The 12951-nt window shown below is 66.8% G+C and carries 7 protein-coding genes; 1 reads left to right on the top strand and 6 read right to left on the bottom strand.

Annotated features, from left to right (window positions below; all coding sequences use genetic code 11):
- Positions 1-4: 4 nt before the first annotated feature.
- From IFT71_RS02700 to IFT71_RS02675, 6 genes are all read right to left on the bottom strand, one after another.
- A complete protein-coding gene (locus IFT71_RS02700; RefSeq protein ID WP_192139014.1) occupies positions 5-1507 on the bottom strand; it encodes a tryptophan halogenase family protein in 1503 nt (500 codons plus the stop codon).
- A gap of 11 nt (positions 1508-1518) precedes the next feature.
- Complete coding sequence (locus IFT71_RS02695; RefSeq protein ID WP_192139013.1) at positions 1519-2550, bottom strand: cupin-like domain-containing protein; 1032 nt, start codon at positions 2548-2550, stop codon at positions 1519-1521.
- Between the two features lie 5 nt (positions 2551-2555).
- Positions 2556-3275, bottom strand: coding sequence for a SapC family protein (locus IFT71_RS02690; protein WP_192139012.1), 720 nt, complete (start codon positions 3273-3275; stop codon positions 2556-2558).
- A 137-nt stretch (positions 3276-3412) separates the two neighbouring features.
- On the bottom strand, positions 3413-6454 hold the full coding sequence (locus IFT71_RS02685; protein ID WP_342212576.1) for a TonB-dependent receptor: 3042 nt from the start codon (positions 6452-6454) through the stop codon (positions 3413-3415).
- Between the two features lie 498 nt (positions 6455-6952).
- Positions 6953-8233: an SGNH/GDSL hydrolase family protein gene (locus IFT71_RS02680; RefSeq protein ID WP_192139010.1), complete on the bottom strand. Its 1281-nt coding sequence runs from the start codon at positions 8231-8233 to the stop codon at positions 6953-6955.
- A 29-nt stretch (positions 8234-8262) separates the two neighbouring features.
- A complete protein-coding gene (locus IFT71_RS02675) occupies positions 8263-10407 on the bottom strand; it encodes an alpha-glucuronidase family glycosyl hydrolase (RefSeq protein WP_446740742.1) in 2145 nt (714 codons plus the stop codon).
- A 166-nt stretch (positions 10408-10573) separates the two neighbouring features.
- On the opposite strand from IFT71_RS02675, the gene IFT71_RS02670 reads away from it, so the two are divergent.
- Positions 10574-12943, top strand: a complete 2370-nt coding sequence (locus tag IFT71_RS02670; protein WP_192139254.1) for a glycoside hydrolase family 3 N-terminal domain-containing protein — start codon at positions 10574-10576, stop codon at positions 12941-12943.
- Positions 12944-12951 lie beyond the last annotated feature (8 nt).

Here is a 12951-nt window from a genome sequence, read left to right as displayed (position 1 = left end):
ACGCTCAAGCGGCGACCCCGGTCGCGGCCTGGGCACAATAGCGATCGACGAACGCCTGGTGCGCGGGCAGCCGGTCGACCTGTTGCGCGATCCCCGCCTTCAGCTCCGCGAGCGACGATCCGAGCCGTTCGGGCGGCATCATCCGCGCGAGGCGATGCCAGTCGCGCGGCTCGAGCCGCTGGCCCAGCATGACCTGGGTCCAAGAACTGACGCGGAACAGGTCGTCCGGCGATTGATAGGCCTGCGCTGCGTCGGCGAACAGCGCGATGCGCTCCGCCAACGTGTCGGGGATCGGCATTGCGGCACAGGCCTTCCAGAACGGTTCGCTGCGCTGATTCAAATGATAGTGGAGGATGACGAAATCGCGCACCCCTTCGATCTCGCGCCGGGTCTGCGCGTTGAACTGCGTAACGACCGCGGGGCTGATCCCGTCGAAGGGGAAGGCGCGGAGCAGCCGGGTCAGCGCGGTCATGACGAGATGGATGCTGGTCGATTCGAGCGGTTCGACGAACCCGCCGGCGAGGCTCAGCGCGATGCAATTGCCCTCCCATGCGCGCAGGCGACGACCGGTCGTGAAGCGCAGCAGGCGCGGGTCGGTCAGCGGTTGACCCTGGACGGACGCCAGCAGACGGTCCCGGGCCGCATCATCGGAGAGGTACTCGCTCGAATAGACGATGCCGTTGCCGACGCGGTGCTGCAGCGGGATCCGCCACTGCCAGCCGGCATCATGCGCGATCGCGCGGGTATAGGGCCGGGCGGGCTCGACCGACGTCGTCTGCACTGCGAGCGCACGGTTGGCGGGAAGCCAGTGGCTCCAGTCTTCATAGCCGACGCCAAGCGCGTCGCCGATCAGCAGGCCGCGAAACCCGCTGCAGTCGAGAAACAGATCGCCTGCGACACGCGATCCGTCGGCGAGGATGACCGCATCGATATGGCCGGTCTCCGCCGAGCGATCGATCCCGGCGATCCGTCCTTCGATCCGGGTCAGCCCCGCGGTCTCGCAGCGCTCGCGCAGGAAGTGGGCATAGCGGCCCGCGTCGAAATGATAGGCATAGTTGAGCTGCGGACCCTGCTGACCGATGGTGAAGCGGCGCGCCTCTGCGGCCTGGAGTTCGAGGCAATAGTCGCCAAAGTCGCCGGCCAGCCCGTTGGCGCGGGCTTCGAGCCAGAAATGCTGGAAGTCGCCCATCCAGGTGGACCGCCCGACATCGCCGAACGAATGGACGTAGCGATCGTCGGGGCGTGCCCAGCCTTCGAACGCGATGCCGAGTTTGAACGTCGCGCCGGTGGCGGCCATGAACGCGCGCTCGTCGAGGCCGAGCAGTGCGTGAAAGGCCTGGACCGTGGGGATGGTCGCTTCGCCGACGCCGACGGTGCCGATCTCGTCCGATTCGATCAGCGTGACGTCGACCAGCGCGCCGAGTTGTCGCGTCAGCAGCGCCGCAGCGAGCCAGCCGGCGGTGCCGCCGCCGGCGATGATCACGCGGGTTTTCGGCGGGGTATCCATCGCATATCCCTTCATCGATTGAGCCGTTGCAACAGCGTGGCGCGCAGCCTTCGCGCGGCCATCGCATCCAGCGGCGCGAGTGCGCCCCGTGCGTCTGCCGGCAGATGCGCGCCGGCGCGCGCCGCATCGCCGAAGACATAATAGTCGAACAGCGCCTGCCAGCCGCGCTTCTCATGCTCGGGCCGGTCGCGCAGGCTGAGCAGGCCGTGCAGCAACGTGTTCTGCGGCGTGTCCATGAAGCGCGGCGTCGGGTTCCACCAATAGTTGATCATCGCGTTGAACGGATCGAGCGCCTCGACCTGGTGCCACCACAAGGCCGGGTAGATGAGCGCGTCGCCGGGCTCCATCTCCGCGACTTCGGCCACCGCCAGCGCATCGGCAAAGCCGGGATGGCGGGTGAGATCGGGGGCGTCGAAATCGACCATCGAGACGACCTGGCCCGCGGGCGTCGGTTCGAGCGGCCCCGGATAGAGGTTCGCGACCTGATCGGGCGGGAACAGCGTGAAGCGCCGCCGCCCGACCAACGTGACCGCGATGTTGTTCGACATGTCGTGATGCGCCGACGCGGTCGTCCGGTTGCCGATCCAGATACTGACCAGCGGCGGATGCGCGATGAGTTCGGGGTCGCCGAAGGGGAGCACTGCCTGGTCCCGGATGCCGGGGAGGTACTGATCGATATCGGTCGAGCCGATATAGATGCTGGGCGCGGCGGCATCGTCGATGCTGGCGAGAAGCCGGTCGAGATAGGCGGACAGCGACCCGCGCTCGCGGGTGAAGTTGAGCGCGGTGCAGTCGGCCGTGTATCCGAAGCGGCCGCCGATCGCGGGGTCGCCGATATAGGCCGTCACCGGCTGGCCGCCATCGAACCGCTTGAGCCAGGCGACCGCGGCCGCGGGACCCTGACGCGCCGCGGCGACGAGCGGCACGTCGCGGGCAAGACCGCGCAGGATCGTCGGGCGGCCCTCCGCGATCAGATCGGCGACGGGCAGGGTCCGCGCGTCCGCGCCTTCGATCACGCGCGTCCGGCGGGTGATGGCGGGCACCGGGGTCAACCGACCGCCGCGAGCCGCTGTTGCTTGTGGGCAATCAGCTGCTGGATATTGCCGAGCGATGACGCGGCAAGGATGGCGAGCCGCAGGATGCCCGAGTGGTGCAATTGTTCGAGCGGGGCGCCGCTCAGCGCCGCGAGCTGCTCGAGGTCGACGACGAGTACGTCGGGTACGGTGTAGCGGCGTTCGTCGCTGACATCGATGGTGAGCGTGACGGGCGCGAGCAGGCCGGCGTCGTCGAGAGCGGCATAGGCGCCGGGCGCGGTGTCCATCCCCTCGTACAGCAGCCGCAATACGCCGGTGACATGATCGAGATAGGGCGTGTTGCCGCCATGCTCGAGGAACAGCGGCAGACCCGCCGGGTCACCGACGCGCGGATCGTCGAGATCGACCTGCAGCATGGCCTCGCCGACATCGTCCGGTGCGGACCGGGTCATGCCGATCGAGAAGGGACCGCGTCGGTGGCTGGCGGGGACGTAGCGGCTGGTCCAGCGGTCGTCGGCGAGAAAGAGATTCTCGTCGCGGTCGAGACCCAGCAGCGCATAGGCCTGAAGACCCTCGTCGCGGCGGCGGAACACGATCGCGAATTCGCGTTGCAGTTCCTCGAATTCGGCGGGGAAGACCAGCGCCTGATTGGCCGCGTCATTGAATGCGGCGCCGGCGCGCGGGCTGACGCGCAGGTCGGCATGATCGATATTGTTGATCTGTACGGGGTTCATCCGCTCCGGTCCCTTTTTATCCGGGTCTATCAGCCAGGCGGCGTCGGACAACAGGAAAAGGCCGCGGCACGGTGCTGCGGCCCCTCCATTGCCCGATGCGGTGTCCGGCGCGCGCCGAGGCGCACGCCGGCCTGTGCTCAGAAGCGGTAGCGCGCGCCGAGATAGAAGCGCGGCTTCAATTCCTGCACATAGACCAGATTGGTCTCGGTGCGGGCATATTGGCGGAACGGCTCGCTCGTCAGATTGACCGCCTCGAGCGAGATCGAGAAGCTCTGCGCGATGTCGTAGCTGATGCTCGCGTCGAGCGTCCCGAAGGCTGCGGTGAAGAGCGGGTTGCGGTTGCCGCCCTGGTTTGTGCCCGACAGATATTTGTCGCGCCAGTTGTACGAGACACGCGCCGAAAGCCCGTTCTTGTCATAGATCCCGGTCAGGTTCGCGCTGTCGCCGAGGCCGGTCAGGGCGAAGATGTTGACGTTGGGATCGGCATAGGGATCGACGTTCACGTCGCCATTGACCTTGGTGTACGACACCGCGAAGCCGAAGCCGGTCTGACCGAAGAAGTTGGTCCAGGCGACCTCGAACCCGTGGATGTTGCCCTCGCGGTTGTTGACCGGGCCGCTGATCGCGAAATTGAACAGGGGATCGTTGGGATCGGCGACGATATCGACCGCATTGGCCAGATCGACGACGAACTGCGTCCTCAGGCCACCCGTCGCGGGATCGATATTGTTCTGGAACGCGGCGGATGCGGCCGCCTGGTTGCCGTTATTCTGCGTCAGCAACGCGGTGTAGGAGAACAGGTTGATATCGCTGAGCGGCAGCCCGTTGGCCTGGAGATAGGCCAGCGCGGTACCCGAGCGCGAACCGGCAGCGCCCGAACCCGGGTCACGCAGCCCGAACAGATTGCCGCTGGTGACCTGGTTGCCGATGAAGTTGCGGACGTCCTTGTTGAAGAAGCCGACCGACACGAAGCTCTCCGGCTTGTAATACCATTCGAGAGACACGTCGAAATTGTCCGAGACCAGCGGCAGCAGCGCCGGATCCTGACGCGTTGCGCCCGCAGGGGCTGCGCCGAGCGCGGTCGGGCGGTTCGGTGCCCCGGCGCTGACGGAGGCGAACAGATTGCCATAGTCGGGACGGGCGAGCGTGCGGCTGAACGAGGCGCGCGCCATGACGTTGTCGATCGGTTCGATGTTGAAATCGAGCGATGGCAACAGATTGTCGTAGCTTGCCTTGACCGTGACGGCGCCGCTGGGCGGCCCGCCATCGACCGCGAAGTCATTGTCCTGCGACCAGCGAATGCCGCTTGGCACTGACTGGATGCCGATCGACTTGACCCGCGTCTTTTCATAGCGGGCGCCGATCAGTGCATTGGCGCGACGTCCGCCGAGTTCACCGGCCCAGGTGATCTGGCCATAGGCCGCCCAGGTCTTTTCACCGACGGTATCGTCCGAGGACGGGCTCGGCGAAACCGCGTTGCCGCGGCCGGCATAATAAGGCTCGAACACGTCGAGCAGATCGACCGCGTTGGCGCGGAAGGCGACCAGTGACGAGCCTGTCGACTTCGGATCATATTTGTCGAACTTGCAGGTCAGGCAGAAGGTGTCGACGAGATCGCCGGCGAGTTCTGCGACGCGGCCGGTATCCGTGATGCCCCAGTCACCGAGCGTCTGGATCGTGTTGACCGTGGTCGAGCGCATGTTCGCGTCGATATAGTTGCCGCCGACGTTGAACTTGCTGCCCCCGCCCAGGTCCCAGGCGACGTCGCCGCCGAACTGGTTGATCCGGGCTTCCTGGGTCGACGTGATCTTCCGCGCGACCTGGCTGCCCAGGTCCGCGATGTCGAGCGTGTTGTTGCAGTTGCCACCGCGACCACCGTTGGTTGCGGTGCAGTCGTTGATCGTCTCGGACTGCTGCGGGAAGCCGGTGGTGAAATCGACCTTGTGCGAGGAGCGTACCGGCGCACCGATCGAGATCGTCGTCGCCGAGGTTCCGTTCGCGTTGTCCGGATTGGTCTTCGACTTGGCGTGGTTGGCGTCGAGCGTCAGCCGCAGATTGTCGGTGAAGTCCCACTTCACATTGCCACCGACCGAATAGAGCTCGGTCTTGGTCGCGAACCGCTGCTGCTCGTAACCCTTGTCCGCCTGGATCGACTCGGCGAGGATCACCGCGCTCTGCATCTGCTTGTTGTCGTCGAAGGTGACTTCGGTGAACGGACGCTGGAACCAGTTGGTCTGCTCGCTGCGCTCTTCGCTCAGCTTGTTCCGGGCATACATGCCGTCGATCGAGATCTCGAAACGGTCGGACGGTTTGAACTGGATGTTGGCCTGGCCGTTCAGACGCTCGCGGCGGTTCTCGGAGAACTGGTACCGGCTGTCGTTCGGTATCTGGACATATTCGGTCGTCGGGCGATTGGTGATCACCGTCGTCGGCCGGATATAGGCGCCCGCCGTGTTGAGGAAATCGGCCAGCGGCACGATGTTCCAGTAATTGGGGTTGGACTGAACCGAAGCGGATTCGCGCAGCTGATAGCTGCCGAACACGTTGACGCCGAAGGTTTCGTTCGGGTTCTTGTAGTTGATGAGGCCGGACAGCTCTGGCGTGATCTTGCTCAGATCGCCCTCAGCCTTCTCGACCGAGCTGTCATACAGCCCCTTGGCACCGATCGACCCCGAAAGGCCGCTCTCGCTCGACGACAGCGGTCGGCGGGTGACGACGTTGATCGCCGCACCGATGCCGCCCGACGGGATGTTGGCGCGGCCGGTCTTGTAGACCTCGAGCGTGGCGACACCCTCGGATGCGAGGTTCTGGAAATCGAACGAACGACCCGTACCGGTCGCAAACGCGTTGCCGGTGCTCGTGTCGATGCTGGTCGCCGGAAGCTGGCGGCCGTTCAGCGTGACGAGGTTGAAGCCGCCGCTGAAGCCGCGGACGGCAACCTGCGAGCCTTCGCCGTTGGCGCGGCTGATCGAGACGCCGGTGACGCGCTGCAGCGATTCCGCGAGGTTGGTGTCGGGGAACTTGCCGATATCCTCGGCCGAGATGGCGTCGACGACGCCTGCCGAGTTGCGCTTGATGTCGATAGCGCGACCAAGGCTGGCGCGGATGCCGGTGATGACGATCTCGTCCCCGGGGGCCGATTGCGGATCCTGGCTCGCGGTCTGCCCTGCGTCTTGCACGGTGGATGTCGCCGGAAGCGCTGGCTGCGCGGCAGCCGCAGGCGACCCTGTCGCGGTGCCTGGCGCCATTTGCGCGAAGGCCTGTGCCGGATTCAGCAGGCAAACGGCAACTGTGGCAATCGAACTCGAACGCACGAGTGCATTGAGTATGGACGAACCCCTCATCATTCTCTCCCCCTTTGCGGCATGACCGCAGCCCTTTCGAAACCGCTCTTATTGGCGGTGTGTGATAGGGCTACCATGGGCACGAATACTGTCAACGGTAATCTGTATTCTGTGTCGCGTATTTTAGACACAGTGGCAGTAAAGCCATAGCCGATAAAATAACTTAAATATTATTATTTAATACTTGAGACAGGGAGAGACCCGCCCCGTCATTGGAAAGCGGGGCGGGGCCTGTTCCGGCAGGTTCGGACCAGCCGCAGGAACGGGCGAACTCGTCGCCCGGTCCGGCGGCACGGGCGGGGGACCGGCGCGACCGTCATGCCGGGCGGGGGCTCAGCGCTGCGGCGTGGTGAACAGCGCCAGCGGCACCGCGGCACCCATCGCCCGATAGCCCGCTTCGGACGGGTGAAGATGATCGCCGGAGTCGAATGCCGGCGCGAGACGGTCGGGACGGCGCGGATCGCGCATCACCCGGTCAAAGTCGATCACCGCATCAAACACGCCCGAGTTGCGGATGAAGCTGTTGACCGCCTGGCGATCGGCCTCGAGCGCGGCGTCCGGGTGATAATAGTCATTGCCGCCGAACGGCATCACCGTGCCGCCGATGATCTTGATACCATGTGCATGCGCGCGGTCGGCCAGCTGGCGGAAGCCGGCGGTCAGTTGCGCGACGAGCGCCGCATGGTCTTCGGGCGATGCCGGAGCGTCGCGCGTCAAGACGCCGAGATCGTTCACCCCTTCGAGCAGGATCGCCCAGCCAACGCCGCTGCGCGCGATCACGTCGCGATCGAACCGGGCGACAAGGTTGGGGCCGAGCCCGTCGAGCAATATCCGGTTGCCGCCGATGCCGGCATTGACGACGCCGAGCGTGCGTGTCGCCGGCGTCGCGCGCAGCCGCTCGGCGAGAATGTCGGGCCAGCGGGTGTTGCGTTCCGGGGCGACGCCATAGCCGTCGGTGATCGAATCGCCGATCGTGACGATCGTCGTTGGGCGTGCCGCGCCGGTGACCTGGGCGACGCGGGGACCCGCCACCTCGACATCGGCGAGCGCATACCAGTGCGGTGTCGCGGTCGCGCCTGCGAGAAGCGGGTCGGCGACGTGATTGCCCGCGACCGTGAAGCTGGTGGCCCGCGCACCGGGATGACCGGTCTGCGGCGTGGCGGGGTCGGGCAGATAGAGGCTTACGGCGAGGTCGGCCCCGGGTGCGAGCGCGAGCGCGACCGGATCCGAGTAGATCTCCCCACCCGCCGGGATGACCGCGGTCACCTGTCCGGCAAAGCGAAGCGTCGTGCCGCCCGCGATACGCGCGGTGCCGAGAGCGGTCGGCCGGGCAATATGCGCCGCGCCGATCCTGAGCGGCTGCGTGCCGAACGCGTTGGACAGCCGCACGCGGACCTGCGTGCCGCCAGCCGACAGACGGACGACCTGTCGCAGCGTGATCGCGCCGGCGCGGTCGGCCGGCAGCGCATTGTCGCCGGTCGCGATCATCTGTGCAGAGCCCCAGCTCCCGGTCCACCGCTCAGTCGGCGCGGCGCGCTGGGCATCCGCGCTGGTCGCGAGCAATGCTGCCAACAACCACGCCGTCGGCTTGGCGACCGAAGATCCTACCGTCATCGCGCTCTCCATTCGGTTGCGAAGGCCGCTCATTGCGGGTTGCCCGGCGCGTAGGCGGCGTGCTGCGCCTTGTACCAGTCGAGGTCATGCGCGGGCGCAGCGGCGCCGGCCGGCAGCGACCGGCCGTTCACCGACATCCAATAGGCGAGGCTGGCATCGCGCCACCACCGCGCCTCGCGCTCCTGGATGTCCAGATAGGTCGCGGTCTTGGCCCAGCGTTCGGCATCGACCTGGCCGCGCAGTCCGTCCCAGCGCTGGCGCATGTCCGCGACATAGCCGACGCCGCGGTCATAATCATGGACCATCTCCGCCCAGAGGCTGCGCCCCGATGCCATCGGCCGGTCCCATGACACGTGATGGAACCACAGCAGGTCACGCTCCGGTGTCGTCGTGGGATCGGCGAGACGGCGGGCAAGCTCTGGCGCATATTGCGCGACGGCGTTGCTGCCGGTGCGCGTCCGGTCGAAGCCGATTCCGGCCTTGTCCGCGCGGTGATAATAGACCGGATTCCATTCCGGACGCTTCAGGTCGGCGACCCACGGGCCGGGGCCATAATGATGGCCCGTAGCCATGACGTGCGCGAGCCCGAGCGGCGTCATATAATCGACCACGGCTTCCCGCGAGCCCATCATCATGTCCGTCACCGGCGCGATGATCGCGGGGTTCGTCCCGAAGGTCATCGCCGCCCATTCGCGCGCAACCGGCTGTGCGCCGATCGTCGGATCCCAGGCCATCCGCCCGAACGCGAACCAGTTCGCCTGGTTGAAGGTCGATCCGGCCCAGTCGAGGTCGCGGCCGATATTGGCGACCCCCGCCATGCCGGTCAGCGCGTGGCGTTGGGTCCCGCCCTCGACGATCTGGGCGACCGTCGCGCGCTTGCCGCCGGCGAAGGTCTCGCTGCCCAGCGTCTCGGCGAAGAGCGGCCCGAGATAGGCGAGGTGCGTCGCAAAGCCGAGATATTCCTTGGTGATCTGGAATTCCAGCATCAGCGGTGTCCTGGGCATTGCCCCGAACAGCGGATGGAACGGCTCGCGCGGCTGAAAGTCGATCGCGCCGTTCTTGACCTGGACGATGACGTTGGCGGCGAACTTGCCGTCGAGCGGCTTAAACTCGGTATAGGCCTGTTTCGCGCGGTCGTCAGGATCGGTGTCGGCATAGACGAACGCCCGCCACATCACGATGCCGCCATGCGGTGCGACCGCGGCTGCGAGCATGTTCGCGCCGTCCGCGTGGCTGCGGTGATAATCGCGCGGCCCCGGCTGCCCCTCGCTATTGGCCTTGACGAGGAAGCCGCCGAAATCGGGGATCGCGCGATAGATTTCGTCGCTCTTCGCCTTCCACCAGGCGGCGACCTGGGGGTCGAGCGGGTCTGCCGTCTTCAGCTTGCCAAGCTCGATCGGCGCGGAGAACCGGGCCGACAGATAGACCTTGATGCCATAGGGGCGGAAGACATCGGCGAGTGCGGCCGCCTTGGCGATATAGCTGGCGGACAGGCTGTCGGGCTTGGCGTTGACGTTGTTGAGGACGGTGCCGTTGATGCCGATCGACGCATTGGCGCGCGCATAGTCGGTGTAGCGGGGATCCTTGAAGTCGGGCAGCGTCCACCAGTCCCAGAGCGACTGGCCGGCATAGCCGCGCTCGACCACGCCATCGAGATTGTCCCAGTGGTTCAGCACGCGCAGCTTTACCCGCGGCGTCGAAGCGAGCGCGATCCGGTCGATCTGCCCGCCGGTCTGGATGTGGCGCAGCAGCGCGAAGCTGCCGTAGAGCACGCCGCGGTCGGTACGCGCGGTCACCAGCGTGACGTCGCGGCCGCCGAGACGCACCTGCCGCACGATATAGCCTTCGTCGCCAAGGTCTTTCAGCGGCAGGCCGAGCCGGCCGACGTCAGCGTCTGCCGAGGTCGCCAGCAGGATCGGATGCGGGCTCGGACCCATGGCAAAAGCGTGCCCGGTCAGCCCCGCGAGACCGCGGCGAAGCTCGTCCGCGGCGGCGCGCAACGTCGCCGATTGGCCGCGCACTTCGACCGATTCGGCATCCCGACCGAGCGCCGTCGCCGCCTCTTTCGCCAGGGGACGGTAGCGCATCCAGAGGTCGTAGCCGTCCTCTGCCTGCGCCCCGGTCGTACTCGTGATCGCAACCGCGACCGCCACGCAAAGCCAACGCACTCGCATCATTCTTTCCTCTCCCGGCACAGCCTCCCGCATTGACAACGGGTCTGCTTGTCGAACATGTTATCGCTATCACGATGACGGCATCGACAGCAATGCCGCGTTTGACGACAGGAGACGATGGGTGACCGGCACGAGTTTCAGGACAATCGCGACCAGTCGCCGCGGCATGCTCCGCTGGCTGGGTTCGGCATCGCTCGCGACTTTGACGTCCGGTCTGGCCCCCGGACTGGCAGCCGCCGCGAACGAGTCGCCCGTCTACCGCGATGCGCGCGCGCCCATCGACCTGCGGGTCCGCGATCTCATGGCGCGGATGACGCTCGACGAGAAAGTCGCGCAGCTGATCACGCTGTCGACGACGAAGCGACAGGTGATGGATGATGCGCTGCGTTTCGACCCGGCGCGCGCCGATACGGCCTATCCCAACGGCATCGGCCAGATCGCGCGGCCGTCCGACCGTGGCGGTGCGGCGACCGCGGCCAACACGGCCGCCGCCGTTACCGGCCGCTGGCGTGCGCCGGCGGATACAATCGCGTTCGTCAACGCGGCGCAGCGCTGGGCGACGACCCGCACGCGGCTTGGTATTCCGATCCTGTTCCACGAGGAGGCGCTGCACGGCTTCATGGCGCCGGAGGCGACCAGCTTCCCGCAGGCGATCGCGCTGGCGGGTTCGTTCGATCGCGACCTCGTCCGCCGGGTCAATGCGGTGATCGCGCGCGAGGTGCGGGCGCACGGAACGGTGCTAGCGCTGTCGCCGGTCGTCGACATCGCCCGCGACCCGCGCTGGGGCCGGATCGAGGAGACGTTCGGCGAGGACCCCTATCTGTGCGGGGAAATGGGCGTCGCGGCGGTGATTGGCCTGCAGGGCGAGGGCAAGACGCTGGCACCCGGCAAGGTGTTCGCGACGCTCAAGCACATGACCGGGCACGGCCAGCCCGAAAGCGGCGAGAATGTCGCCCCCGCGCCGATCGCTGAACGCGAACTGCGCGAGAATTTCTTCCCGCCGTTTCGCGCGGTCGTTGCGCGGACCGGGATCGGCGCGGTGATGCCGTCGTACAACGAGATCGACGGTGTCCCGAGCCACGCCAATCGCTGGCTGCTGAACGACGTGCTGCGCGGCGAATGGGGCTTCGACGGCGCGATCGTCAGTGATTATGCGGCGATCGGCGAACTCGCATCGCTGCATCACATCGCCGCGGACAAGGCTGAAGCGGCGCGCCTCGCACTGGCGGCAGGAGTAGATTCCGACCTGCCGGACGGCGAGGCCTATCGCTCGCTCGCCGATCAGGTGCGGGCCGGTCGGGTGGCGATCGAGGCGGTCGATGCCGCGTGCCGGCGGATGCTGACGCTGAAGATGCGGTCGGGGATGTTCGAGCAGGCGATCGTCGATCCGCAGGCGGCGGCGCGGATGACCGGCAATGCGGAGGCGCGCGCGCTGGCGCTCGAGGCGGCGCGGCGATCGATCGCGCTGCTCGTCAACGACGGCGTCCTGCCGCTCAGCCCGGGGGCGCAGAAGCGCGTCGCAGTCATTGGTCCGAACGCGGCCGTCGCGCGGCTCGGCGGCTATTCGTCGATCCCCAAGGCGACCGTGTCGCTGCTCGAGGGGGTTCGTGCGCGGTTGAAGGGCAAGGCCGACGTCGTGCACGCGCAGGGTGTCTTCATCACGCAGAGCGAGGACCGGTCCGCCAACGAAGTGTTGCTGGCCGATCCTGCGCGCAACCGGGACCTGATCGCCGAGGCGGTGACCGTCGCCAGCACCGCGGACGTCATCCTGCTCGCGGTCGGCGACACCGAACAGACGAGCCGGGAGGGCTATGCCAAGACGCATCTCGGCGATCGCACCAGTCTCGACCTGCTCGGCGAGCAGAATGCGCTGTTCGCGGCGATGAAGGCGACGGGGAAGCCCGTCATCGTGGTCGCGATCAACGGCCGTCCGCCATCCTGGCCGAGCGTGACGGCGCAGGCCAATGCTGTGCTCGAATGCTGGTATGTCGGGCAGGAGGGGGGCACCGCGATCGCGGAGGCGCTGTTCGGGGACATCAACCCCGGTGCGAAGCTTCCGGTGACGGTCGCGCGGTCGACGGGGCAGCTGCCGGTCTTCTACGACGCCAAGCCTTCGGCGCGGCGCGGCTATCTGTTCGATACGACCGCGCCGCTCTTCCCGTTCGGGTTCGGGCTCAGCTACACCAAGTTCGAGATCGGTGCGCCGCGCCTGTCGTCGGCGAAGATCGGGATCGCGGGCACGGTCACCGTCTCGGTCGACATCGCCAATGTCGGCGCGCGCGCGGGCGACGAGGTCGTCCAGCTCTATGTGCGCGATCAGGTGTCGTCCGTCGCGCGGCCGATCCTCGAGCTGAAGGGCTTCGAACGCGTGACGCTGGCCCCCGGTGAACGGCGCACGGTCCAGTTCACGCTCGGCCCGGACGCGTTCCGGTTCTTCGACATCACGATGCGCGAGGTGGTCGAGCCGGGTCTGTTCGACATTTCCGTTGGTGCCGACTCGACGCGCCTCAAGACCGTTATTCTCGAAATCGCCTGAAGGATCGT

The sequence above is a fragment of the Sphingomonas sp. CFBP 13733 genome (assembly GCF_014841795.1).
In the GTDB taxonomy this organism is placed as follows: domain Bacteria; phylum Pseudomonadota; class Alphaproteobacteria; order Sphingomonadales; family Sphingomonadaceae; genus Sphingomonas; species Sphingomonas aerolata.
The sequence above is the reverse complement of the archived record's forward strand: the minus strand, read 5'-3'. Positions and strand labels throughout refer to the sequence as shown.